This window comes from Coleofasciculus sp. B1-GNL1-01 (assembly GCF_040220235.1).
GTDB lineage: Bacteria > Cyanobacteriota > Cyanobacteriia > Cyanobacteriales > Coleofasciculaceae > Coleofasciculus.
In genome coordinates, this window is the sequence record NZ_JAVJTO010000040.1 from 29,896 (window position 1) to 55,189 (window position 25,294).

Sequence of the window (25,294 nt, forward strand, 5' to 3'; positions counted from 1 at the left end):
TAGTCACGTTATCGGTTTGAGTCCAACCTTGATCGATCAAACCTGCCCCTACAGCCAATAGGCAACAACTAAAAATAATTCGCAATAACTTATATGATAGACAATCTTGTAATTTTACTATACAATCAACAAAAAATATCTAAAATTTCATAAAAATTGTTGAATTATCAACTAATATCTTAATAATTTGTGAATAAAAATTGCCAACTCTGAATTAACCGTCCTGAACGTTTTATAGTAGAAAGGTCTAACGACCAATCAACAGTGCTGAGGCATGAGTATGGTAAATCTGGACACCCGATGGGACGCGATCGCAAGCTACGCCAATTACACAAGTTATGATAACTCCAATAATTTCAATAGGGCAAAGCCATCAGGGAAGAAGGCTGTGTCTGGGAGAAACCCTTGTCGCGTAGTGCATTCGATTCCTGGACGGGTGCGATTTCGCGTGCCTCGGTTGGTGGATGATGCTGATTATGCCCAGAGGCTAGAAGCATTGATGGCGTCTCAGGATGGGGTGAAAATGGTGCGTATTCGTCGCGCCGCCGCGTCTATGGTGATTGGCTATGAGAATCAGCAGCTATCTGACGTTCAGATGCATCGGGTGTTGCTGACGTTGATTAAAACCTCTGGACGTAAGGCAGAAGGCAGAGGTAGTCCCCTGTACCCGGACAAGGAGAAGATTTCCCCGGTTGATGAGAGTCCAGAGGAGACGACGGAGGACAGTGAATGGTCCGAATTGAAACGTCCCGCCTTAGCTACTCTCCTCGCCCTATTAGCCGGTCCATTACGCCTTCCCATTCCTCAATCGCTGGTGGCGGGTTCTGTCGCCGTGGCGGGGTTACCTGTGGCGAAACGTGCCATCGCCAGTTTGCTGGGAGAACGTCGCCTCACGATTGATAGCTTGGATTTGGTGGCAATTACGCTATCCTCAATCCAGGGAAACTGGTTGACACCTGCCCTGATGATGACACTGCACGAATTAGGGGATATCATCCGCGATCGCACCGCCCGTTCGTCTCAGGCTCAAGCCACGGATTTACTCGATTCTATCGGACAATATGCTTGGATGGAGTGTAATGGGGAAACACAGCAGGTTCCATTGACTCAGGTACAGCCTGGGGATACCGTGATAGTCTATCCCGGCGAACAAATTCCTGTTGATGGCATGGTGTTGCGGGGAAATGCCACGATTGATCAGCAGAAACTCACCGGGGAATCGATGCCTGTGGTACGAGAAGCTGGACAAACCGTCTATGCATCCACATTAGTGCGATCGGGTGAATTGTATATCAAAGTGGAACGGGTTGGTGCTGATACCTGTGCGGGTGCGAGTATTCAGTTGGTTAAGCAAGCCCCTGTCCATGATACGCGCATGGAAAATTATGCGGCACAACTGGCAGAACGGTCAATTATGCCTGCGTTTCTCTTAGCCAGTGGGGTGTGGGCAATTACTCGGAATCCGGCTAGGGCAGCCTCTATCCTCACCCTGGACTTTGTTACCGGGATGCGCGTCTCCATTCCCACCACCTTTCTCGCCGCCCTCACCCATGCTACGCGCCATGGTATTTTAGTCCGTTCAGGACGGGCATTGGAACAACTTGCCCAGGTGGATACGATTGTTTTCGATAAGACGGGAACGTTAACTCAGGGGAATATTCAAGTTGTCGCCGTGGAAACCGTCACCAATCGCTTGTCAGCACAACGTATCTTAGAACTTGCAGCAGCAGCGGAACAACGGTTGACTCATCCAGTGGCGGAAGCGGTGATGCGTTACGTGGAGGAACAGGGTATTGATGTCTTACCCCGGGGTGAGTGGCATTTTGAAGTCGGATTAGGTGTGCAGGCGGAAATTGACGGTGAGAGAGTCTTAGTAGGAAGCGATCGCTTTTTGCGGCAAGCTGGAATTGATGTAGATTGTTTTTATGATCAACATCCCTGTTGTCGTGAATCGTCGGAATGTCAGCAAGATTGTCCGATTTCCGCTGATTCGTCGCTAATTTATGTGGCATGTGAGGATGAATTCCAAGGGGTGATTCAATATAAAGATCCCTTGCGAACAGAAAGTCGCCGGGTGATTCATCAGTTGCAGCATGAGTATGGCATGGAGATTCATCTGTTAACCGGGGATAGCCAAACGAAAGCCGTCGCCGTGGCGCAGGAGTTAGAGATTCCCTTGTCTCAGGTTCACGCCGAAGCCTTCCCCCAAACGAAAGCCGAGGTGGTGCATCGGTTAAAAGAAGCCGGGAAAACGGTGGCGTTTACCGGGGATGGGTTAAATGATTCCGTGGCGCTGGCGTATGCAGATGTGTCGATTTCCTTTGGTGATGGTTCAGCGGTGGCACGGGAAACAGCAGATGTGGTGTTGATGGAGAATGACTTAGCCAGTTTACTCGATGCGATCGCGATCGGCAAACAAACTCTGGCAATTGTCAAGCAGAATACCGCCTTGGCGGTTACGCCTAATGTAGCGGCGTTGGGATTGGCGTCAACGGTGGGGCTTCATCCCTTGGTTGCCACAGGGGTGCATAATGGAAGTGCGATCGTTGCTGGGTTAAATGCACTACGACCTTTAATGCATCGGGATTAGTCATTGTTTGTAGTAGGCACTTTAGTGCCAAGGCTTTAATGGTTATGTCCTGATGATTGCTGCTTCAGCAACGATAGGCGTAAAACCCGCCCCTACACAACAAATGTAGAGACGTTGCATGCAACGTCTCTACATCCGTAAGGTGAGCGAGATAGGCGTTAAAACTTATCGGTTTCAGAGGGTGAACTGCCTCCTCCGGGTTTGGTAAGGAATAAGTTATCCTCTACCTCATTCTGATAGATACATTCAATTTCTGGATTACCTTCCAAGGGACCGGTGAAGCCAAAGGTATTCATCCGATTTTTACAGGATTTCACTTGATCCGAAGTAACCAGGTTCCGTTTCTCTAAAATTGCCCAGTTGTTCCGGCGCAAAACACATCCGGGGCGCATACTCGGCTGGGTGACGTAAACGTTGAAGGGGTTGAGGGTCACAAAAACCCGCATATCGGTGACCATCGCGCTGGCACCGTACTGGATACATAATTCCGGATTGGGCGCACTGCGGTCAATAGCTTCACGGGATGCTACATTTTCCAGATTGGGACTGGCGGTGGAACTAAAGGCGATACCAACGCCAATTCCCAGGATAAAAATCCCGCCGAGAATGGCTAGGGTGGTGGCATTGAGAATGGAAGCGATAGGGTTCGGTCGGCGTCTCATAAGGGTTAAATCAACGTTGCTAAAATTACCAGGGAGGGATTAGGGGGATATAAAATACCAGAAGTTAGGTTCAGTTTTCAGACACTATACAGGAACTAAGTATATTGTATCGGGAATAATGGCTTCTCTATAAGCATACCCATGGAACAATCCCGCGAGCATTACCACCAATAGCCAAGCCTAAAATCCCTAAACCCGCCCCTACACATTCAAAACTCAAAACCATGCCCAAGGGATGAAGTGAAGGGTCAAACCTCAAAACGTTCTCATTGCTGATTTGCCATCACAAAGTTAGAGAAACTGAGTTGATTCACCTGATGCCATTGGTAAATCTGTTCGCGAAAGCCTTTCCACTGCTCGTAAACCTCTTTAAACGTACTATCTTGAGCAGCATTCTCCTCATATATCTCAAAGGATGCCTTCTGCGCTGCCTGCATAATCTCTTGAGAATAGGGCGTCAGCTTCACCCCAGCCTCCAGCAGTTTTCCTAGGGCTTGTTGATTTAAGGCATCATACCGAGTCTGCATGTTCAGATTAGCGTCCATGGCTGCCGTTTTAAAGACTTCCTGATACTCCGTGGGCAATTTATCCCACTCTGCCTTATTCACCTGCACTTCTAAGGTGGCTCCTGGTTCCCACCAACCGGGATAGTAGTAGAGTTGAGCTGCTTGATGCAAGCCGAGTTTCTCGTCATCATAGGGACCCACCCATTCAGCCGCGTCAATCGCCCCCCGTTCTAATGCCAGGTAAATCTCGCCACCGGGTAACACTTGTGCGTTGACCCCTAATCGGGACATCACGTCACCGCCTAACCCAGGAATCCGCATGGTCAAACCCTGGAGTTCCGCCACCGAGTTAACTTCTCGCTTAAACCAGCCGCCCATCTGAGTTCCCGTATTCCCCGCCGGAAAGTTAATCACGCCGAAGTCACTATAAAGCTTGTGCATTGCCTCTAAACCACCGCCGTGATATAACCAGGCGTTCTGTTGTTGGGCGTCTAAACCAAAGGGAACAGCCGTGCCAAATGCCAAAGCTGGGTTTTTGCCGATGTAATAATAGCTGGCGGTGTGACCACATTGCACCGTGCCAGTTTGTACCGCATCTAGCACCTGCAATCCGGGGACAATTTCACCAGCAGCAAAGGGCTTAATCGTGAAACGTCCATTGGTCATTTCACTGACACGCTGGCTGATGGTTTCTGCGCCGCCAAAAATAGTATCCAACGATTGGGGCCAACTCGTTGCCATGCGCCATCGAATTCTGGGTTGGCTACCGCTTTGCGCCCCTGAATTAGTGGCAGTTGGGCGACACCCCGCGAGGGCGGCGGTGCCTGTTGCACCAATGACAGCATTCCCGACAAATTTTCTGCGTTTCATGAGTTTGCGCGTTGCACCAAATTGATTACGGGTTCCCAAAGTCTCTGCCTGGGATTTTAGTAATCTGGAATACTTTCTCTCTGCAAGCCCTGATTCTATCAGAGTGAGTCGCCTTTTGAATAAAAAATAATCGGCATCATGTAGAGACGCGCCACGGCACGTCTCCAGTCTACTTTAAGCCATACTCGACCCAGTTTCGTAACCCATACAAATTTCTATAATTTATGCTGTTATATTTTATACAACTGAGCAATCATTTCTGCTGAAACATTTGTAGCTAAACTATCAAATAAAATTTTTCCCATTTTTAATCCAATAATTCGCTGATAATACCTCAGGGCAAAATCAACCGAATGTAGGCTAGTAACCAAAGTCTTACCGCCCTGTTCACTCATTTGACATAGCAACTCTATTATCTCTCGACTCAACTCCGGATCAAGACTAGAAATGGGTTCATCGGCTAAAATAACTAAGGGATTTTGTATGAGAACTCGCGCTAATGCCACTCGCTGCTGTTGTCCACCAGAGAGTTGATCAGTGCGGGTGTAAAGTTTATCCGGAATTCCTACTTGAGTTAACGCTTGATGCGCTGTTTCTATCTCTAACGGAAACAATAGTGATAAAGCGGCTTTAAACAATGACCACCGTCCTAAATGTCCAGCATTAACATTGTGAATCACTCGCAGATTATCCACTAAATGAAACTGCTGATAGACTGTACCAATTTGCCGTTGCACTTGGCGTAATCTCCGAGTCGATAGCTGGGAAAGATTGTACCCTAATGCCCAAATTTCTCCTTGGGTGGGTTGTAGTGTCCCATTCAACAAACGCAATAGGGTGCTTTTTCCCGCCCCACTTGACCCAACTAACGCCACCCGTTCGCCAGGGTAAAGCGTGAGATTAATCTCCGTTAGGGCGGTCAATCGACCAAATTGCTGAGTTACACCTTTTAGCTGGAAAATTGGCGACGAATCGCTCATTTAATTTTGCCAATTTGACGACCGACTTTTTCAATTTGTGCGTAATTGGAATTTTCTGTGGGAATAAATTTATCAGCCCCAAATAAGTCTAAAATTTCTTGGTGTTCAGGGTTATTCGGGTCAAGCTGGAGTAAGGCGGCTTGCACTTTCTGGGAAAAATCTTCGTCATAGCGTGACTTAGCATCGGGATGAATCACCCAATGATAATCATAATAGGTTGGCGTTTCCCAAATCACATCCACTTTATTTAAATCCACGTCTCCCGCTTCCACGCGGCTTTTCCAGACTTGAGAATTTAATGCCCCCGCCTGATAACTCCCGGCTTCAACCAGTTGAATTGTGGTATCATGAGAACCGGAAAAACCGACCTCTCCCTGGAAATCTTCTGGTGTCACCCCGGCTTGTTCCAGAAAATACTGAGGCATTAACCGCCCTGATGTGGAGGATTCACTGCCAAAGGTAAAGGTTGATCCTTTTAATTTGGATAATTCTTGGATATCCTGAATCGGTTGTAGTCCACTATTTTTATTAGCAATAAATACACTGGTAAATTCAGCATCAATATCCCGTTGGACGATCGCCTCTGCGCCTTCAACCTGCGATCGCGCCTGTACGCCAGTTAAGCCGCCAAACCAAACCAGATCGAGATCCCCTACCCGAAACGCTGTCACCGCCGCTGCATAGTCGGTTACAGGTTTATATTCGACGGGTACACCTAACTCCGTTTCCAGGTAATTTGCCAACTTGTCATACAGCCGTTGCAACTTTTCCGGATCTTGATCAGGAATCGCCCCAGCGATTAAGGGTTCAACGGTTGTCTCATCCGCTGTTTCAGATGCTGGAGAACAAGCTACTAGCGGAGATAGCAGGAACAGCAGCAACCCTGATACTAAAACGTTTTTTAACGATGCCATAGGCTGAATCCATAACATTATTTATCCAAGACAAATTTTAGCAGTAGGCATGGTGTACGGTGTGCGATCGCGCTTTCGATGCTGGTAGATTTGGTTTGTAGTAAGGGAACCTTAGCCCTTAATTGTACGGGTTTCTTGTGCAGAATGCTAATCCATCTTGCTTAGGTGTGGCGTAACCCAGCTAAAATCGTGCAATAGATTTTACTGTTAAATCGGGCGCATGTCAGTCACCCGTGTCAACTTAAGCTCTTTTAAATTCATTTATCCAGGAATCTCGCAACTCATTGACTCCCTGGCAATCTAATCCAGAACAGTAGCGAAGACGCTGCGATGCTCGTTGTAAGTTATCTCGCAAATTAGCATCATTACTGATTCCATCTGCCATATCAATATAAATTGTTTGCAGCAAAGCCGGATTATCTTTATACATTGGAGTTGGAGTAGGGGAAAAGTCATCAAATACAGGTTGAAGTTCCGGGAACAGAAAGTAGGACTCCTTATAGATAAACCCTGTCACCCAGATCTGATGATTGGTTGCATTCTTAGGATTAACCTTTGCTTGTGTATACAAATCCTTAAAAATTGCCTCTGTGTCTGGGAACAGATAATCATCAATGGTTTTAAGTTGCAAGTCTAAATCCACAATCGCAAACAGCTTTTCTGGACTTAAATAGGAGTTAGTGCTATCTTTATCGTGTAACTGTAATAACGTGAAGTAAGTATCAAGTACATCTGTGCGATCGCCACAATTGAAAAATTCAGGTCGATAGTTCCGCCACCACTTAGGAACACAGGCATTATAAAAGTTAGCATCTGGCATTTGTGCCATTCTTCGATAAGATTGAGGTGATGGTCTACCCTTCAGATCCCAGACACCCCCTTTACCTTCACAGAGAACAACTATTTTATTCCTAATTCTGCGAGAATTAAGAATTATTTTACAGTGGCGTTGTAACTGTTCTGGACTAAAACTCATGTCTAGTTTTCGGGGTTTTGCTGGATAAGTTTAGGTTCTAATTCTTTCACATGGGCAGGAGTTAAGGCTTGGCAGAGTTCATAAGAGTGGGTTGCCAGAATATATTGATTATTCGGTGCCCATTCTTGTAAATCTTGAATGATTTGATATTGCCAATCGGGGTGGAATGCGATTTCTATTTCATCCATTAATACAATGGCATCTTCTATATTATGATGTTTGAGCCACATATAAATGCTTAACCGTTTCAACTCTCCATGACTAAGGTCTTCGGGAGAGAGTTTGATAGTCTCGCCATTTCTATCTAATGTAAAGTTCACTCCATTAAGGTCTTTATCTATATTTATCTTTTTATTAAATAACATCTGGTTTAACTCTTTTGTTAAGTTATGATAATGATTGCCATAGTTCCCTGTTTCTACGACTTCTGTTACATCTCGATCAAAAGCATCTTTAAAAGATTGTATCAGAATATCTACCGCCAAAAAATCATAAGTAAATAAATTCTGGAGTCGAGATTTTGCAGTCTTAAGTTGCGAATAATAATCCTCATCTTCAATTATTCTACTTTTAAATAACAAATTTCGCTTTTCTTGATCCATAAAAAGAAACACTTGAGTTGAAGGAGCAGCCAGAAATATTTTCTGTGATAAATGAATCAAAAATGATTTATATTCGGATATTTTATTTTCTATATTATCAAATTTTGATTTATTATATTTGATATTACAAAGCAAAGTATTTTCGTTTTCTATGTCGCTTTCATTGGTTTTATATTGATCTATGAATAGCAAATGATTTTCTTCCAGGTATTCTTTTATTTTTGGAAAAACGGGTTCAATTTTTTGAATTAAATCGCAATAAGCTTTAAGTCTTTGACTACAAATACGTATAGTTTTTTCTATTTCATGTCTCTTTAAAAGTAAATTTACCATATTTGGAGTAAAAATCCTACTATCTTGCAAATTTATTAGTATTCTTTTAAATTCTTCAATCACTTCACTTGTCAAAGCCTGTTTTTTTGCCTTTTCTAAATTTGAAATTTCTGTTGTCAAAACAGAACTTTTGGATTGTAAATTTTCTAACCTATATGGTGTGGAAAACTTTAAGTTTGAATTAATAATTGATTTTGAATTATTATTCAAGGGCAATAAATCTTGAATATGAGAATCTTTGCATACAAAAAAATAAAGGCTTACAGTTTTACCATTGTCCCAAATGTCAATTTTTGCTAAAGTCCTCTTAGGAGAGTCTTCACGAAGATTGAATCCATATAGCAGATTTTGCAAAAAAGGTTTCTTTTCCGGATCAGTCGAACAGTGAAGGAGAGTAAAAATTAATTGCAGCAGTGTACTCTTGCCACCACCATTTAGACTACCTAAAGGAAAAATCCTGGGAACAAAATCTTGTTCAAAGGTAATATCAACATCCTTTAAAACCCGGAAATCAGGAACTCGAATTCGTTGCAGGTGCATAAAACACTCCTAATATTGACTTGATATCCTCGTTGGCTTCACAAGTGTTATTTTACTTTACCTACGCAAGATGAATGGAAACCGTAGGGGCGCACCGACGTGCGCCCGATTCAACCGATTTCAGTAGTGGCGTGGCACATCTTAGCAAGATGGATTAGCCTGATGCCCATGAAAGAAATTAGGGGCTGAAGCCCCTACTACGAACCCAACTAATCCCAAATTTTAGCTGGTGGGCAATGCCCACCCTACGGTGTATCACGGGTTTTAGAATAATGTGTTGGATTTCGCGATCGCTCCTGACCTACTTGAGCGTTTTGGGCTATCCTAGACTGGCTCCCCAGTAGTCTGCCGCGAGTTCAGGAGACGGCGCTAGTCCGCAGGTTGACGCGGACATGATAGAAGTCCAGAAAAATCCAGAGGCTACAATTACAACCATGTAATGATCTTAGTGGTCATTCCGCTATTGCCCACCGTCCGCCTTCTTCACTCACGTCGCCCACTTCTGGATTCATGAAGCCCTTACATTGCTCTCACGGTCACGAAAATCCCCCCAATAGTCGCTTTTGTCTCCACTGTGGTGAGAAACTGGAGCAAGCAGAAAATGGCAACAGGGAGTCGGGACTAGCTTTGGCGGGACGCTATCGGATTGTGCGGGAATTGGGACATGGCGGATTTGGACGCACCTATTTAGCCCAAGACTTGAATCGCTTCGGTGAAGCTTGTGTACTAAAGGAATTCGCCCCACAAGTGCAAGGCACCTTTGCCTTACAGAAAGCTTCAGAACTGTTTGAACGAGAAGCTGGAGTTCTCTATAAGCTGAAACATCCCCAAATTCCAGAGTTCCGAGAACTGCTGCGGGTGAAGCAGCAGGGAGAAGGACGCCTGTTTTTAGTCCAAGACTATATTGCTGGACAAACCTGTCGGGCTATCTTAGAGGCACGCCGGAATCAGGGATTACGGTTTAACGAAACCGAAGTTCTCAAACTATTACGCCAAATTCTCCCCGTTTTGGACTATATCCACTCCCTCGGCGTGATTCATCGAGATATTTCTCCGGAGAATATTATTATTCGTCAACAGGATGGATTGCCTGTACTGATTGACTTTGGTGGAGTGAAGCAAGTCGCGGCTACGGTAGCCTCTCAGGTGATGGCATCATCCCCCGCCACAGCCACGCGCTTGGGTAAAGTGGGTTATGCGCCCCACGAACAAATGCAAGGGGGGATTGTTTCTGCCAGTAGCGATTTGTACGCTTTAGGGGCAACAGTCTTAGTGTTACTCACCGGGAAAGAACCCTCTGAACTCATCGATCCCCACACCTTAACCTGGGATCGTAGTAGGCACTTTAGTGCCACTCCCCTTAGCCCTACTCTCAGCCATGTTCTCGAACAACTGCTGCAACCCCATCCCCGTAATCGCCCCCAAAGTGCGAACCAAGTCTTACAGATGCTTAATTCTCAGTCCCCCCCAAAGGCATACTCTCCACCGCCGCCACCATCACCGCAAACCCAAGCAACTGTAGCGGTTTCACCGGGTCAGGTTGCACCAACGCCACCCTCCCCCCCTGCCCCTGTTGCCCAGAGGTTTGCGCCCAGTGCTGCGCCCAGTGGCAATAATAACGCCGCCTTAGGCTGGTTGGGGAAATTGATCCTAGTATTAGGGTTAATTCTGGCAGCAGGTGCTTTTGGCTGGTGGGCGGGTAATCTCTGGATTGATAGCCAACTGCAACCTGACCAACCCAATGCTACGCCTACCGTAGAGGATTTTGAGAATCCAGTGATTTCACCAGAAGATGATGAGGAACCTGAACCCTCCTCCGACTTTTCGCTAGAAGAACGACAACGCAAGCAAGCCTTGCGACAGCGACGGATGAATCTGGGGATCGATTATGACTTTTATGTCAATTTAGTCGATGAAGCGTTTTGGAATGAGTATCCAGGACAACGGGGAGTTCCATTAAGTACCGATCCAGACGATGCTAGGCTGCGAGAAGCCTGGGATAGAATCGCGGCAAATGTACTTACCCAGATTGAACAGCTTGATCTGAGTCGTCAAGCCAAGGCAGAATTGGGCAGTTATGACGAGAGCGATCGCGATCGCTGGAAACGTCAAGTCAATCGTCTACGTGTCAGTAGTCGGGCGTTATATGACCTCGCCGATGCCAAGTTTTTCCGTATTTTCCCCAAACAAGAAGGCGAAACGGGATCAGAATTTCTGGATCAACCTATAGGTCAAATCTGGCAAGCCACAGTTGCGGATACCGTCAAGGCATTACAATCCAGAGAGGCGTTAGACCGGATTGTGTTTAAACGGGGTGATACTGGCACACAAATGAGTGGAACCCTGCAACCGGGAGAAGGAAAAGCCTTTACCGCTGAGTTAGCAGCCGATCAGGTTATGGATGTGGATCTCTCCACCGCCCCCAATGCCTTATTATCGATCTACAGTCCCACAGGGAATACAATCTTCCTGGAAGATTCGCGCCAGCACAGCTTTTCTGGGGAATTACCAGAATCGGGCTTCTATGAGTTTGTTGTAGTATCTGATGCGGATGAACCGATTGATTATCAGCTTAATCTCACGGTGGAAAATCCCCCCGAATCGGACATCTCAGTTGATAAAGGTATAGCGGAATAAAGGATTGACTTAAACTCATCCCATAAAGGCGTGAGATTTCACACAATAAGTTTGGAGAGTCGCGATCGCCTGGATCAGGACACCATGATTCAGGTCAAGCAAAAACCGTAGGGTGCGTTAGGCGTAATCAATCATATTGATCATCCTTTTAATAGGAATGTCGCCGTAACGCACCATTATTTTGATAAAAGCAATGCCCACTTAGATCAGGACACGATAATATCGTGTCCCTACGTACTAAACCTTAAACTTCTGGGTAATCCGCTTCATCGCCTCTTCCACATTCTCTCGACTATTGAACGCCGAAATTCGGAAATAGCCTTCACCCGCAGCCCCAAATCCAGAACCTGGTGTTCCGACAACATAACAGGTTTGCAGTAACTTATCGAAGAAATCCCAACTGGATAAACCATTGGGTGTCTTCACCCAAATATAAGGGGCATGAACCCCGCCATACACACTTAATCCTGCTTCCGTTAACTTCTGGCGAATAATTTTGGCGTTTTCCAAATAAAAGCTAACTAAGGCTTTCACCTGGGCTTTTCCTGCTTCTGAGTAAACCGCTTCCGCCCCCCGTTGGACAACATAGGAGACACCATTAAATTTAGTAGACTGGCGGCGATTCCATAGCTTCCAAAGTTCCACATCTGAACCATCCGATGCTTTCGCGGTTAAAGTTTTGGGAACCACCGTCAACGCACAACGAGTTCCGGTAAATCCTGCATTCTTAGAAAAGGAACGAAACTCGATCGCACAATCTCGCGCTCCTTCAATTTCATAGATAGAATGGGGTAAACTCTCGTCGGTGATGAACGCTTCGTAAGCCGCATCAAAGAAAATAATTGACCCATTGGCTTTGGCATAATCCACCCACGCCTTCAAGTTTTCCTTAGTCGTGGTAGCGCCTGTGGGATTATTGGGGAAACACAGATAAATCAAATCCACTTTCTGAGAGGGAATCTGGGCGGTAAAATTATTCTCGGCGCTAATCGGCAAATAGACTAATCCCTCAAATTCACCCTTCTCATTCACCTCTCCGGTATGTCCCGCCATTACATTCGTGTCCACGTAGACAGGGTAAACAGGGTCAGTAACGGCAATTTTGTTATTTTTGCCAAAAATATCCAGAATATTGCCTGTATCGCACTTAGAACCGTCGGAGATAAAGATTTCCGATGCATCCACCTGACATCCCCGCGCCTGGAAATCCTGGGCGGCGATTTTCTCCCGCAACCAGGGATACCCCTGTTCGGGTCCATAGCCTCGGAAAGACTCCCGATTCCCCATATCTTCTACCGCCTGAATCATCGCCGTGCGACAGGCTTCGGGTAAGGGTTCGGTAACATCGCCAATTCCCAGTTTAATGATAGCGGCATCTGGGTTAGCTTCTGCAAAGGTATTCACCCGGCGGGCTATTTCGGGAAACAGGTAGCCTGCTTTGAGTTTGAGGTAGTTATCGTTGATGGTTGCCATAATCAATTGTGACGAACGCCGTAAACCAGCTTACTGCTAACTGTAGCGGAAAAGGCAACAGGCAACAGGCAACAGGCAACAGGGAATAAGTAGGTGAGGACAATTAAAGTCAACGGTGGGGAACTCGCTTTCGCGAGAAGCAAGCTACGTCATTCGTCATTCGTCATTTGTCATTTGTCAGGGTTTAAGGCTTGTTAACATAACTTCATAAGGTTGAGTTTATTTCCACCAACCTACTTACACAGTTAACAACGATAACTTGGTGGGTTACGGCGGATATCTAATTTAAGGATTTGTTTTCTCTATTGAATACCGCCTAACCCACCCTACTGGCGTGGCACGCATAATTTGGTAGATTAGCTTGGGTTCGTAGTGGGGAACCTTAGCCCTATATTCTGTTATTCCACTGTTAGCAACGATAACTTGGTGGGTTACGGTGGATATTTAATTTAAGGATTTGTTTTCTCTATTGAATACCGCCTAACCCACCTTACCGATTCTGGGTTATTTGGGTCTATAGGACGGCACATTTTCCCATGATGAAATAATACCGGAAACGACAAAAAAAGTCAAGTGCCAACGAACATTCATCAAACCTGAAATTTATCGATAAGCTATCTGAACCCCTGGCTTTCTGATTGAGTCCGTCTGATTCTGTCCAGATGTGAAAACCTGACGATTTTGCACTAAAATAAACGCGGCTACGGCAATTAAAAAATAACCAAAGGCTTTCTGTAACTGTTGGGCTTTGACATACTGTGCCAAATATGCGCCAACGATAATTCCCACACTTGCCGCCACAATGAATGAACCCATTAATCCCCAATCTAGGGGAACCTGTCCAAAATATCCCAGAAATCCAGCCACCGAGTTACAGGCAATAATTAATAATGACGTTCCCACCGCTTCCTTCATCGGCGTATTTCCTAATAATACCAACGCTGGAACGATCGCGAATCCACCCCCAACCCCAACTAACCCTGTCAATACGCCCACACCTAACCCTTCAGTTAACATCCATACCCAACAATATTTACACACGGGTTGAGGATAATACTGCAAGTCATTATCGGGTTGAGTCGGTTTACTGCTTTTGCGGATCATAAATCCCGCCGCAATAATCATCATTACTGCAAAGAGAAGAAGCTGGACTGTTCCGCTGACAAAAAAGGCTAACTTTGCCCCTAAATATGCACCTACCATCGTCGCCGCGCCGAACATAAACGCCTTTTTGAAATTCAGATTCCCTCGTCGCCAGTGAGGAATAACTCCAATCAAGCTAACGGTTCCCACGATTACCAATGTCATCGCGATCGCGCTTTTTGCTTCCACACCCATCACGTACACTAAAATAGGCAAGGCTAGTACCGAACCGCCACCCCCCATTAACCCCAAACTAATACCAATTCCGGCGGCGAGAATTAACCCAATTATCCATGTTGTCATTTGTCTTATGTGCTTGGTCATTTTTAATTGGTCAACACCCTGTAGGGTGGGCATTGCCCACTCAGCTTACATCAGTTGATCTATCCCATTTAAACTCGTTGGTTGTAAGGTAACTTTGCTAGTAACATCCCCATCGCACAGGTTCCACTGACGCCAGCAAAGACTAATCCCGCACCAACAAAACCACTCAAGATTAAAAACCAGGGAGAGACAAACGCACCCAGTACAGTTCCCGTAAACACTAATGTACCTGCCACAATTTGCACTTGTCGGAATAAACTAATGGGCGCATTTTTGTTAACTTGAGTCTGATATCCGGCGGATTTCCAGGTGGGTAATCCCCCTTGAAGATGGGTTAAGGATTCAAATCCAGCATCGAGTAGTTTTTGAGCCGCCATTTTCGAGCGATTCCCGCTTTGACAGTACAATACAGCCTGTTGATCGGTTTCTGGTTTAACATCGGCGGGATTGAGGTTAGACAGTGGCATTAATTTTGCCCCAGGAATATGTTCGCTGGCATATTCGCCCGGTTCCCGCACGTCAATCAGCATTACTTTTTGACGATCCAGCCATTGTTTTAACGTTTTGGCGTCTATTTCTTGGAGGTTATTGGCATTGGCTAAAACCATGAGTTTTTCTCCTTATCTATGTGCAGAACTTGTCTAACTGAATGTATTGGTGTAGATGTTTACAGGAATCCCTTTTCTTTTAGGTGTTCACCGCTACTTTGCCACAGCGTTCATTAGCGGGAACCGCTTCCATTATCTTCTTGGGGTCAGGAAGATTTAAGTTATTCATCAATTCGATAAAGCTGGCGCGATCGCGATTCGCTAATCGAGGATTCCATTGCTGTTCTTCGCCAATCGTGGATACGGTATGTCCGCGATAATCATGTCCGGGATACACCAGCGTCTCATCGGGCAATCTAAATAACTTTTGAGTTATAGAATTAAATAATGTGCTTGCATCACCGCTTTGGAAATCAGTTCGACCGCATCCCCGAATTAACAGCGAATCTCCCGTGAGGACGCGATCGCGATTCACGAAGTAGGCGTTATGGCTATCGGTATGACCCGGTGTGGCGATCGCCTGAATCTCAACTGAACCCACCATTAACACCTCACCATCCGCCAGAAAGCGGTCAGCACAAGCAGCCGAGGCATTTTGAGGAACCACACCCTGACAGTGTGTCAACTCCCGCAGTCGCGCTGTTCCGGTGACGTGATCGGCGTGAATATGTGTTTCCAGACAATACTGCAAGGTTAATCCCAACTCATCGAGGAGTTTGCGATCGCGATCCACCTGTTCTTTGACCGGATCGACCAGAATCGCGGCTTTTGTGGCTAAATCAGCGATGAGATAGGTATAGGTGCTGGTTTCACTGTCAAATAGTTGACGAAATAACATCAGCTCATCTCCCTTGGACTGTTTTGTATTGTTTATTCGTTAAATCACTATTTAGTTATGTTTAACTTACCTCACCCTAGACACACCTGTCAAGAGGGGAGATGAGGGAGATGGGGGAGATGGGGGTAGTAGAGACGTTCCGGTGGAACGTCTGGGAGATGGGGGACAATTTGTAGGGGCGGGTTTAGGCACTAAAATCGGCTACTCAGAACTAACTGAAAAACAAAACCCGCCCTACTACCTCACCAATAAATGAACAACAAAATCCGCCCTCTTCTTGTGCAAGAATGCCACCATAATATTACAAAAACAATGGGTTCGTAGTTCAAAATTTTGGAAGGGCGGGTTTTGTATTCAATGTAGTGATTTCCCCGTTACTTGAGTCCCTAAACCCGCCCCTACATTTGGATTGGCTGCTAGGTAATACTAAACTATTGCACCTAATGAACAACGAAACCCGCCCTCTGCTTAAGCATGAACGGGGTATTTTTGATTGAGCTTATCGGTTAGGTTCAAGACTGGGGAAGGGCGGGTTTTGTATTCAATGCAGTGATTTCCCCGTTACTTGAGTCCCTAAACCCGCCCCTACATTTGGATTTGCCTGTCAATTGGATTAACTGACAGGAGCAATCTGACGCTCAAAATCCTCTCGATTGGCAAAACTTTTAAACACGCGATTCATTTTTGTCAGTTCAAAAATCATCTTAACTTGGTCACAAAGCGAGCAGATAAACAGTTGACCGCCAGCCGCCTGAACCGTTTTTAGCGTGGCAACTAAAGCCCCTAACCCTGTACTGTTCATAAATGTAACATCCTGAAAGTCAACTAAGACAATATCCGCTCCACTTTCGACAACATCATTGACTTCACGTCGGAGTTGATTGACGCTTACGCCATCTAAGATACCAGCAGGTTGAACAATTTTAATGGTTGTACTCATTTGCATGACTCCTTGGTTGTGAATAAATTTACTTTGACCTTTGTCATTGGTCATTTAGACAGGGCGGGTTTAGTGACATTAGGGTGGGTAAAAAACGATAGTAGTGAAACCCGCCCCTACAATTCCCCCATCTCCCGATAACTGATCATTGATCACTGATAACTGATTACTGATAACCTAGTTACGGCTAGCTTTGGGTTGCCAGACAGCGGCTCGAATAATTACCCATAACAAAGACAAACTGTAAACTGCCCAAAGCCCGTTAATTAGATAAAGTCCAGGATTTTCTAACTCTCCCATTGCTAATCGATACAGACACCATAGTATTCCCAGAATCGTGAAAATAACTATCGTTAACTGCGGCAAAACTAACCGAAGATACATTCCCGATTGACGCTGCTTGGGCGTGACTTGGAATTTAATCGGGCGTCCCGTGAATACACTCCAAACCGCTTGGATAAATAGGGGAAATAACGCGATCGCGTATTGCTCCGAACGCCACAGTTCCCGGGCGGGAATCCCCCAGCTTGCGGCGATAAAGGTTAAACGGTTGAGAACAAAGGCGGGAATGAAGTGGATGGCAAATTCATCTCCATAAGCTTGCACCGGAATAATCCCGGTGAAGAAATAAATAATCGGACAGATGAGAAAGACAACCGTAGCAAACCCAGAGAAATAGCTGTACATGGTTTGAAAATAGTGTAACTTTTGCCAAAAGGTTAACCCCGGTTTACTGAAGGGATTTTCTCGCAGGAGAACCTGTAGAGTTCCCTGCGCCCAGCGTAGCTTTTGTTTGAGCGTAGAACTTAAGTCATCGGGGGCTAATCCTGTCGCTAATTCTTCATCGTGATAGGCAGATTTCCACCCTGCTGCATGGAGGCGCATGGCGGTATTCATGTCTTCGGTAATGCTGTTACTGGAGACACCACCTACTAAGTCAAATTCGGCTAACCGTTTTTGATCGACGGCAAATTCATCGGCAAAGTTTTGCAAGCCGACACTAATTAATGCCTCGCGTCTTAACACGGCATTGGTTCCAGCGTAAAACGCCGAATTCATACCATCTTTTGCCTGTTGAATTAGTCCGTAGAATAAGTGGGCTTGATGTCCAAAGGGGTCTCCAGGAGGGATATTATAAAAAGCTTGGGGGGTTTGAACAAAGGCGATTTGATTGCTTTCGTATTTTCCGGTATTGAGGTTGTAGGTGTAAAAGTAGGGCAGAACTCGTTGTAAGAATTGCGGTTTGGGAATGTGATCTGCATCTAGGGTGAGGATAAAATCGCCAGAGGTTTCGCCGGAAAACATCGCGTAGTTAATATTACCTGCTTTGGCATGGTGGGGTTTTCCTTTGGGTTTGGGACGCGCAATGTAGCGACAGCGAACTAAGTTACTGAGTTCTAACTCTTTTTGGTAAATCGCTTTTTCGACGATTCTAATTTCAGACGCTAAATTACTGCTCAAATTGGGAGAGGTGGGATGTAAGACGCGCAGCCAGTTCCGCAGACTTTTGAGATGACTGGTAACGGTATAAGAGGGACAATCTTGCTCAACCTCGGAGAGAGGAGAATAGGATTTAATCATGAGCAAACAATTGCGATTATCTAAGGTATGTGTGTAACTCAAATAATCCGCAACTTGATACATAATATTGACGCCACGCCCCCGTTCTGCGGTTTCCTCGACTGGATTTAATTGCTCAAACCAGGATAAAACTTGAGATAAGGCATTAAAGTCGGTATTGACGGTAAGTTGGAAGGATTCTAAAAATTGCTCGGCTTGGGAAATTTCTAGGGCTAAATTTTTCAGTTGCTGACGCCGATTTTCTAACTGCGATCGCTCGCTATTAATGCGCTCGGCTTCTTGTTGCAACATTGGCGATTGTAAGTCCTCTAACCCGAGTTTTTCGGTCATGGCTCGCAAATCGGGGGAATTGCCATCATCGAGAACATAAACCGATAGTTTGGTGAGGGGATAATTGAGGGCTAAAGCAGCGCGTGTGGTGTTTTCGACTAATTCCGGGGGTTCATTGTAGCAGGTAATAAACACATCCACGGTGGGAAATTCTGCTGGGGGGAATGGTGGAGTAAGTTGCCACAATGAGCGGACTTTGTGAACGATGGGTCGCCATAATCCCAGCAGAAACATGACACCGCCCACGTAACAGTAAATTTCGGCGAGGAGTAGGGGAATGGATAGCCACAGCGCATTGGTATTAATTGAATGAGTAATTCGCCAGTGGAGATACCAAGCGCCAAAAATTAAGTTGATTTCGGCTAAATAGCGAAATAGTAAGGTTCGTTCTTTGAGGCGGGAGCGAATGTTGCCTAAAAAAACAGAGGAGTTTTCTAGAAGTGAAATAGAGGTAGTCATGGTGATTTTAGAAGGCAGTGGTTCGACAGGCTCACCAACCGGGCAGGAGGCAGAAGGCAGGAGATAATTAACCCGGAGTTAGGATTAGGTGAACTTGATATCATGACGTTTCAAAATCCTAATGTGGAACGCCAGTAGGTTCCCGCCGTTCCCGTGATTAACTGGGCGGTTTGCTGGACAGTCGTCGGCAATCCTTGACCTGGTTCGGGAATAGGGCATGAAAGCCAAAGCCAACGGCTGTACTCACGGTGCGATTGTCGGGAACCGAGTTTCCTTGATCATCCAGAGTTGCCCAGGGTTTGCCCTTGCCAATAATTGTGCTATTGACAATATAGGGTGGTTGATCCAGTAGGGTAGTCGCCGCCCCTGTGACGGTACCTGTGCGATGATAGCGTTGGGCTTGGGCTTGCAGGAGGGGTTGCACCAATGCCAACATGGAGGGATCAAAGCCAAATTCTAAGCCGTAGAGGAGAAAGGGATTACTAACCGTGGAGGAGTCTGGGCTAGCTAAGGGTACGGGAACCCCCTCAACGAGGGTTGTCGGATAATTCTTGCTACTCTGAGACGGGGTAACGTTGAACCCCCAGAGTTGAAATGCCCGCGCCGCATAGTCTACATAGCCGAGGCGGGTTTCGGGCGTGACATGGGTTCGCAGTCGTCCATTGTTATCCTGTGTCACCCTGGCACTATAGAGAATCCCATCCCGGATAACTTGAGAATAAGACCAATCCAACACCAGATGATCCACAACATCAGTGTATTCTGGATGACAAGTTTTCAACGTGTACAACGCCGCCAATAGTCGTCCCAAATCCAACGCCGACCAACCCGTCCCCTCAGCCGTAGGATTGGTGCTACCCTTGACACTGGGGTTCCCGCCGTAATCGATGGGGTGTAAGGATTGGGTATCATAGCCTCGATGGGGTAATTGTCCGGCAAATAGGGGCAACTGCTGCAACGCGGCTAACAGATGACGAGTGCGATCGCTAAATTCTTCCGGTGAGATAATATCTAGAGTACGGGCGGCATGGAGGGCGGCTAGATAATCCCCTAATCCCCATAGCGTAGCCCCATTGAGATCCGCGCGATCGTTCACTAAGCCTGTATTCTGGTGATAGGTTGCCTGGAAATACTGCCACGCCTTCTCCCCGTAACGCCGTTGGGTATCGGTGAGGGGTATTGCCAGAGGGGGACAGGTTGAGGACTGGGGTTTTCCGACTGGAGGGAGGGGTTGAATCGCTACCGCAGGCGGGGTGGAGGTGGAATGAGTTCTAGGGGAAACAACGGCTTCCTTTCCCGGTTGTCCGGTGGAAACACTGACGCCATTGCTGCCAATTAATGGTTGATTGCCCCTGGCTTTGTAGTAGAGAATTTCTAAAATTAAGCCATTGGTATTCCCGGTTAAGGCGGTATTCGGTGCTTGAGTTTCCTCATACAATCCCGCATAAAACCCGCCACCATCGGGACTGCGTAAGTCTTTCACCGCCTCAAACAGCGTTTTGGCGTAATCATTATCGGGATAGAGATAGTGCCAACCGAAGGCGGCTTTAGTGCTGATGCTGCGTAACGCTGAGTGAGACTCGTTGCGATCGGTAATTGTTGCCCAGGGAACGCCATTAGCGTAAACGGTATTGTAGAGAAAATAGGGCGCTTGATCAATATTATCCTCCGTCACCGCCGTGAGTTGTCCAGTTTGTTCATAGCGACGTTTCTGAACCTCTAAAACCCTAGCCGCATAATCCGCAATATCTCCCTGGAAGCCAAATTCAATCCCATCTAAAATATAGGACTCACTCACTACATAGTTATTGGCATTGGTGGTTTGGTAATCGCGGGTATCCACAGGAATTTGCACCCCATTAATCTCCACCAACTTAAACGGTTCAAAGGAGACCGCTTTCGCCGCATTAAAGCCCCAAAGTTCGTAGCCTCTCGCCGCATATTCTTCATAACCCAGACGCCCTTCTTGCACCAATAGAGTTTGATTATCCGGTAAAACCGTAGCGCCATAGAGGTGTCCATCGTTAAGCGATCGCTCAATATCCCACGTCTGAAGAATTTTAGACAACCAATCTTCATACTGGGGATGACAAGTCCGAATTACATCAAATGCGGCTAATACGCGACCAATATCCAACGCCGACCACCCAATTCCTCGTTCGATGGGAGTATTGGCATAATCAACAAGTTGTCCAGTTTCGGTATTATACACTTTGTTGGGTAGGCTATCTTCAAATAACCTCAACATTTCCAAACCCGTTAAAAACTGATTCAGGCGATAGTCGAACTCTCCCTGGTCAATTAAATTTAACCAGCGGGCTGAATATTTACGGAGGAATGCTTCAGGACAAAAAGCAGATAGCGAGTCTCTATCTGTAGGGTGCGTTAGCGTAGCGTAACGCACCATTGCAGCGTAACTATCTGTAGGGTGCGTTAGCGTAGCGTAACGCACCATTGCAGCGTAACGCACCATTGCCGCTAGTTCCTTCACATTCAAAACTCGGTCAGGGCGGTTTTGGCTACATTAATAGTTTGAATCGTCACCTTATCGGTAAAACCCGCCCCTACAAACCTATTCCTTCACCCCTGCCCACTCGATGAGTGGTTCGCCAACTTTTTTGTAGAGAAACAGTTCCAGAATCACACCATTATTATTCGCCGTCAGGGATTTATTCGGTTCATCTAACGACTCATAAAACCCGTTGTACCATCCCTTATCCGCTTTGAGATTATCTTGGACAAACTCAAATAACTTCTTGGTGTAATCCGTATTATAAAGAACGTGCCAACCCAGCGCCGCTTTCGTACTGATAAAGCGCAAATCATCATAATTTTCGCGAGTATCAGTAATCGTTGCCCAGGCTTCCCCATTGGCAAACAAAGTGCCATAGACAAAATAAGGCGGACGATCCAAATTATCTTCAGTTAACGCCGTTAATTGATTCGTGGCGTTGTACCGGGATTCTTGTGCCGCTAAAAGTCGATCCGCATAAGCTTTCGGCAAAGCTTTAAACCCAGTTTCAATTCCATCTAAAATATAGGGTTCGCTGAGGACATAGTTATTGGCTTCCGAGGTTTCATAATCTCGCTTGTCATAAGGAACCCCTTGACCATAAAGATCGACAAACGCCACATTTTCGGCAAAATCCAACGCCTTCTGAACATTCAAAGCCCACAACTTCAAACCATAAGCCGCATAATTTTCATAGCCCAATCGCCCTTCCTGATTATATTGCTCTTTGCCATTAACAACGCTAGTGCCATACATCTGATTATTTTCCGTCAACCGCTCAACCTGCCAATGATCCCAAACCGCTTCCGTTTCAGATTTAAACTCTGGATATTTCGCGCCGACAATCTTTAGCCATAACGCCAATCGTCCCAAATCAATGGCTGACCAACCGATTTCCTCTTTCTTGTCCAGTTGACCATAATCAACAGGCATTAATGTTTCAGAATTATAGACTTTATTCGGCAATTCATCGTTATAAAGCGGCATCGTTGCCAGTGTTTTCAACAGGCGACTCATCTTAGTCTTAAATTCAGCCGCTGGGATAATCTCCAGTTCTTTAGCACTGACTAATGCCGCAATTGCCGCCCCTTGATCCCACATCGTTACTGAGGCAAATCCATCAGCAGAATTCACCAATCCGGTTTGATCATTCCAGTTCTGTTCAAAATACTTCCAGGCTTGTTCAGCCATTGCCATTTCCGCTGGGGTTAATATACCTGCACCAGGGGTAATCACTGAACGTTCTGCCGCTTTGAGTTCGGCAGATGTGACAGGAGTACCGGGCAATTTTACCGATTCAGCATCAATTTTCGCCAATTTAGGGTTTTCCTGGGACTTAGGGGTAATGACTTGAGAAACCGAGGCTTCTGGCGATGGCATAGACGCCATATTCGGCTGATTTGACAGGCTTTCCAAACTCGCGATCGCGGCGATGGCTGTGGCAATTCCTCCAGCACAAACAAAAAGAGATAATTTTCTTGGCGGTGGCTCAAAATTAATACTCATAATGCTCCTCAAACTATTACAAATTACAAGTTACAAATGACCTAAAAATAAATCCGCACCTGTCCGCTAAAGGCATCATTGTTATAGTCACTATCCCCCGTCGCTCGATTCTGGACATTGGTATAGCGATAACCAAAATCTGCCTCTACATTGGGCGAAATCTTAGCTGTACAACGGGCTTCATACCCATTAGCATTATCAAATTCTCCATCTAATCGCTGGCGTCCTAATGTTGCCGCTAACCGACAACTCAGAAAATCAAAAACATCCCCCTCCCAACCAATCTCGGCATTGTAAACTAAGAAATCTGGCGGTGAAAAATAGCCATTTTGCCTCTCTAAATCCTCTTGATAACTCCAGGTAAACAGATTAGCCGCCCGATAAAACTGACCCATTTTCTGCTCTAGCCGACTAAAGGATTGCCACTCTTGATTCCCATCGTTATAAAGACCCACTCTCAGAAAGGTAAAAAAGCTCGTATCTGGGGCAATCTGCCAGTATAGATTGGGACCAAATCGCCAAGCCGTGATTTGATTATCTAGCGTTTCAGCATTAAACTTATAGGGCGCTTGTTCGACGATAAAGGCGGGAAAAATTCCCGATTCTAACTCTCCTGTCGGATCTAATTGTCTTCCCAAGTTCCCAGGCACACGACGTTTACCCTGAAGGGTGTCGTGTTTTCTCCTTACTAATTCTGATAACGGGTATACTGCTGAGTATATTCCTCAAAACTATTACGCTATCTTTCTAGTTACTATGATTGTCGGTACAAAAGAAGCGGCTGAAATTTTAAATATCTCCACGGCTCGACTGCGAGTCCTGCTGCTCCAAGGCAGAGTGGAAGGGGCTTACAAGACTGGGAGGATGTGGTTAATGCCTCTATTTAGTGGCAAACCCCTAATTAAGCGCGGGAAAAGAGGTCCGGCTCCGCGTTGGCGCAATCCCCGAAAGCCAGCGAAAACAATCATTCACGTCAATTCACAAAGAATTCGCTCCAATCAAAAATACCAACAACGCCAGCCGGTGATTACGGTGAAAAAGTGGGGCGACCCCGCCTCGGGGATTGACGCCAGGAAACAGGGGACCCAAAAGGGCAAGACCAATATCTATGGTCATGAGGTGGAAATACCGGGAGGATGCCGGGTTGTTTATCGTCCCGATAGTCCCAGATGTGGAGCTAAGGTGTGGATTGAAACCTTTGACAACGTCCGAGTGATTTCGTGGCAGGAGGACGGCTCTGGCTGACTTGTACCCTCGCGTTAAAGATAGCCAATAGACAGGAAACGTTTGCTGGATTAGTTCGCGATCGCGCCCCCTGGGTGAGTCAGTAGGGTTACGGATTTCAGCATGAATTCGCGATCGCCGGAGCGATTGTTGATAAGCTGTTCGGCATTTAAATAGGGTATAATCAAAATAGAAAATCCGAAAAACGAAAAAATATGCCAGCCAAAAATTATTTAAAACCAGAGCAGAAAGAAAAATTACAAATTGCTCTAAAAACCGAGAACAATGCAGATATTAGAGAAAAAATTCTAATACTATTATTGCTGAATGATGGCAAAACACAACAAGAAATTGCCGAGTTTATTGGTTGCTCACAAAACAAAGTGTGCTATTGGTGCGTTCATGGAGACCCAGACAACTTGGAAAGTCTCAGAGATAGAAGAATGTCAGGTAACCATCAAAAAGCCACAGATAAATATATTGATATTTTACTGGAAACAATCGAAAAAAGTCTCGAAGAGTTCGGATATGAATTTGGTCGATGGACAACCCAAAGATTGGCTAAGTATTTAGAATAAAAAACGGAAATTCAGTTAAGTGGTTCACAGGTTCGGAGGATATTAGAGAGAAAAAAGTACGCTTACCTTTGGACAAAATATAGCTTGGAAGCGAAGAGAGACTTCCAAAAAAGAGAAGCATTTAAAGAAAAGATAGAAGCATATATAAAAATAGAAAAAGAGAGTCCGGAGCGTCTCCAGGTATGGTTTTGGGATGAAAGTGGATTTAGTTTGAGGGTAATTAGAAGA

19 protein-coding genes and 1 pseudogene are annotated in these 25,294 nt (G+C 45.7%); 5 read left to right on the forward strand and 15 right to left on the reverse strand.

The features are described from left to right. The first annotated feature begins 280 nt into the window (after nt 1–280). Nucleotides 281–2,590, forward strand: coding sequence for a heavy metal translocating P-type ATPase (locus RID53_RS09280; RefSeq protein WP_446387836.1), 2,310 nt, complete (start codon nt 281–283; stop codon nt 2,588–2,590). Between the two features lie 158 nt (nt 2,591–2,748). Here RID53_RS09280 and RID53_RS09285 read toward each other — a convergent pair whose 3' ends face one another. The 6 genes from RID53_RS09285 to RID53_RS09310 all read right to left on the reverse strand — a co-directional run bounded on the left by RID53_RS09285 (nt 2,749) and on the right by RID53_RS09310 (nt 8,973). Continuing rightward, nucleotides 2,749–3,252: a DUF3172 domain-containing protein gene (locus RID53_RS09285; RefSeq protein WP_446387837.1), complete on the reverse strand. Its 504-nt coding sequence runs from the start codon at nt 3,250–3,252 to the stop codon at nt 2,749–2,751. Between the two features lie 266 nt (nt 3,253–3,518). Then, a complete protein-coding gene (locus tag RID53_RS09290) occupies nt 3,519–4,628 on the reverse strand; it encodes a TRAP transporter substrate-binding protein (RefSeq protein ID WP_446387838.1) in 1,110 nt (369 codons plus the stop codon). Between the two features lie 230 nt (nt 4,629–4,858). After that, entirely contained in the window at nt 4,859–5,608 is a 750-nt protein-coding gene (locus RID53_RS09295) for a phosphonate ABC transporter ATP-binding protein (RefSeq protein WP_446387839.1), read from the reverse strand. Further along, on the reverse strand, nt 5,605–6,522 hold the full coding sequence (locus tag RID53_RS09300) for a putative selenate ABC transporter substrate-binding protein (protein WP_446387840.1): 918 nt from the start codon (nt 6,520–6,522) through the stop codon (nt 5,605–5,607). The genes RID53_RS09295 and RID53_RS09300 overlap by 4 nt, the downstream gene beginning before the upstream one ends. 241 nt (nt 6,523–6,763) lie before the next feature. Beyond that, entirely contained in the window at nt 6,764–7,498 is a 735-nt protein-coding gene (locus RID53_RS09305) for a hypothetical protein (protein ID WP_446387841.1), read from the reverse strand. Between the two features lie 2 nt (nt 7,499–7,500). Further along, nucleotides 7,501–8,973: an AAA family ATPase gene (locus RID53_RS09310; protein ID WP_446387842.1), complete on the reverse strand. Its 1,473-nt coding sequence runs from the start codon at nt 8,971–8,973 to the stop codon at nt 7,501–7,503. Between the two features lie 510 nt (nt 8,974–9,483). Between RID53_RS09310 and RID53_RS09315 the strand changes: the two genes are divergently transcribed. After that, a complete protein-coding gene (locus tag RID53_RS09315; protein WP_446387843.1) occupies nt 9,484–11,610 on the forward strand; it encodes a protein kinase domain-containing protein in 2,127 nt (708 codons plus the stop codon). Between the two features lie 237 nt (nt 11,611–11,847). Here RID53_RS09315 and RID53_RS09320 read toward each other — a convergent pair whose 3' ends face one another. The 5 genes from RID53_RS09320 to RID53_RS09340 form a co-directional block, all read right to left on the reverse strand. After that, nucleotides 11,848–13,083: an LL-diaminopimelate aminotransferase gene (locus tag RID53_RS09320; RefSeq protein WP_446354192.1), complete on the reverse strand. Its 1,236-nt coding sequence runs from the start codon at nt 13,081–13,083 to the stop codon at nt 11,848–11,850. Between the two features lie 603 nt (nt 13,084–13,686). After that, nucleotides 13,687–14,529 (reverse strand): sulfite exporter TauE/SafE family protein, encoded by an 843-nt coding sequence (locus RID53_RS09325; RefSeq protein WP_446387844.1) that lies wholly within the window; start codon nt 14,527–14,529, stop codon nt 13,687–13,689. 89 nt (nt 14,530–14,618) lie between these two features. Then, nucleotides 14,619–15,158: a rhodanese-like domain-containing protein gene (locus tag RID53_RS09330; RefSeq protein ID WP_446387845.1), complete on the reverse strand. Its 540-nt coding sequence runs from the start codon at nt 15,156–15,158 to the stop codon at nt 14,619–14,621. 79 nt (nt 15,159–15,237) lie between these two features. Next, nucleotides 15,238–15,936, reverse strand: a complete 699-nt coding sequence (locus RID53_RS09335; RefSeq protein WP_446387846.1) for an MBL fold metallo-hydrolase — start codon at nt 15,934–15,936, stop codon at nt 15,238–15,240. Nucleotides 15,937–16,549: 613 nt separating this feature from the next. Beyond that, nucleotides 16,550–16,876: an STAS domain-containing protein gene (locus RID53_RS09340; protein WP_446387847.1), complete on the reverse strand. Its 327-nt coding sequence runs from the start codon at nt 16,874–16,876 to the stop codon at nt 16,550–16,552. A gap of 18 nt (nt 16,877–16,894) precedes the next feature. Between RID53_RS09340 and RID53_RS09345 the strand changes: the two genes are divergently transcribed. Further along, complete coding sequence (locus tag RID53_RS09345) at nt 16,895–17,017, forward strand: hypothetical protein (protein WP_446387848.1); 123 nt, start codon at nt 16,895–16,897, stop codon at nt 17,015–17,017. Nucleotides 17,018–17,053: 36 nt separating this feature from the next. Here RID53_RS09345 and RID53_RS09350 read toward each other — a convergent pair whose 3' ends face one another. From RID53_RS09350 to RID53_RS09365, 4 genes are all read right to left on the reverse strand, one after another. Further along, nucleotides 17,054–19,246 (reverse strand): glycosyltransferase family 2 protein, encoded by a 2,193-nt coding sequence (locus tag RID53_RS09350; RefSeq protein WP_446387849.1) that lies wholly within the window; start codon nt 19,244–19,246, stop codon nt 17,054–17,056. Between the two features lie 157 nt (nt 19,247–19,403). Beyond that, the gene (locus RID53_RS09355; RefSeq protein WP_446387850.1) at nt 19,404–21,737 is read right to left on the reverse strand and encodes a DUF3131 domain-containing protein; all 2,334 of its coding nucleotides are present in this window, start codon (nt 21,735–21,737) and stop codon (nt 19,404–19,406) included. Nucleotides 21,738–21,818: 81 nt separating this feature from the next. Then, nucleotides 21,819–23,264 carry a DUF3131 domain-containing protein gene (locus RID53_RS09360; RefSeq protein WP_446387851.1) on the reverse strand — a complete coding sequence of 482 codons (1,446 nt, stop codon included), beginning with the start codon at nt 23,262–23,264 and terminating at the stop codon, nt 21,819–21,821. A 41-nt stretch (nt 23,265–23,305) separates the two neighbouring features. Then, a complete protein-coding gene (locus RID53_RS09365; RefSeq protein WP_446387852.1) occupies nt 23,306–23,914 on the reverse strand; it encodes a hypothetical protein in 609 nt (202 codons plus the stop codon). Nucleotides 23,915–24,020: 106 nt separating this feature from the next. On the opposite strand from RID53_RS09365, the gene RID53_RS09370 reads away from it, so the two are divergent. Together RID53_RS09370 and RID53_RS09375 are read left to right on the forward strand one after the other, a co-directional pair. After that, nucleotides 24,021–24,509 carry a DNA-binding protein gene (locus tag RID53_RS09370; protein ID WP_446387853.1) on the forward strand — a complete coding sequence of 163 codons (489 nt, stop codon included), beginning with the start codon at nt 24,021–24,023 and terminating at the stop codon, nt 24,507–24,509. 194 nt (nt 24,510–24,703) lie between these two features. After that, a pseudogene (locus RID53_RS09375) lies at nt 24,704–25,294 on the forward strand (IS630 family transposase); the annotation flags it as partial.

What these genes read in the sequence shown, in the direction of transcription:
- RID53_RS09295 (WP_446387839.1), bottom strand. Translation starts at nt 5,608, where the DNA reads ATGAGCGATTCGTCGCCAATTTTCCAGCTAAAAGGTGTAACTCAGCAA.
- RID53_RS09310 (WP_446387842.1), bottom strand. Translation starts at nt 8,973, where the DNA reads ATGCACCTGCAACGAATTCGAGTTCCTGATTTCCGGGTTTTAAAGGAT.
- RID53_RS09280 (WP_446387836.1), top strand. Translation starts at nt 281, where the DNA reads ATGGTAAATCTGGACACCCGATGGGACGCGATCGCAAGCTACGCCAAT.
- RID53_RS09290 (WP_446387838.1), bottom strand. Translation starts at nt 4,628, where the DNA reads ATGAAACGCAGAAAATTTGTCGGGAATGCTGTCATTGGTGCAACAGGC.
- RID53_RS09335 (WP_446387846.1), bottom strand. Translation starts at nt 15,936, where the DNA reads ATGTTATTTCGTCAACTATTTGACAGTGAAACCAGCACCTATACCTAT.
- RID53_RS09285 (WP_446387837.1), bottom strand. Translation starts at nt 3,252, where the DNA reads ATGAGACGCCGACCGAACCCTATCGCTTCCATTCTCAATGCCACCACC.
- RID53_RS09340 (WP_446387847.1), bottom strand. Translation starts at nt 16,876, where the DNA reads ATGAGTACAACCATTAAAATTGTTCAACCTGCTGGTATCTTAGATGGC.
- RID53_RS09360 (WP_446387851.1), bottom strand. Translation starts at nt 23,264, where the DNA reads ATGAGTATTAATTTTGAGCCACCGCCAAGAAAATTATCTCTTTTTGTT.
- RID53_RS09305 (WP_446387841.1), bottom strand. Translation starts at nt 7,498, where the DNA reads ATGAGTTTTAGTCCAGAACAGTTACAACGCCACTGTAAAATAATTCTT.
- RID53_RS09315 (WP_446387843.1), top strand. Translation starts at nt 9,484, where the DNA reads ATGAAGCCCTTACATTGCTCTCACGGTCACGAAAATCCCCCCAATAGT.
- RID53_RS09325 (WP_446387844.1), bottom strand. Translation starts at nt 14,529, where the DNA reads ATGACAACATGGATAATTGGGTTAATTCTCGCCGCCGGAATTGGTATT.
- RID53_RS09300 (WP_446387840.1), bottom strand. Translation starts at nt 6,522, where the DNA reads ATGGCATCGTTAAAAAACGTTTTAGTATCAGGGTTGCTGCTGTTCCTG.
- RID53_RS09320 (WP_446354192.1), bottom strand. Translation starts at nt 13,083, where the DNA reads ATGGCAACCATCAACGATAACTACCTCAAACTCAAAGCAGGCTACCTG.
- RID53_RS09330 (WP_446387845.1), bottom strand. Translation starts at nt 15,158, where the DNA reads ATGGTTTTAGCCAATGCCAATAACCTCCAAGAAATAGACGCCAAAACG.
- RID53_RS09370 (WP_446387853.1), top strand. Translation starts at nt 24,021, where the DNA reads ATGATTGTCGGTACAAAAGAAGCGGCTGAAATTTTAAATATCTCCACG.
- RID53_RS09350 (WP_446387849.1), bottom strand. Translation starts at nt 19,246, where the DNA reads ATGACTACCTCTATTTCACTTCTAGAAAACTCCTCTGTTTTTTTAGGC.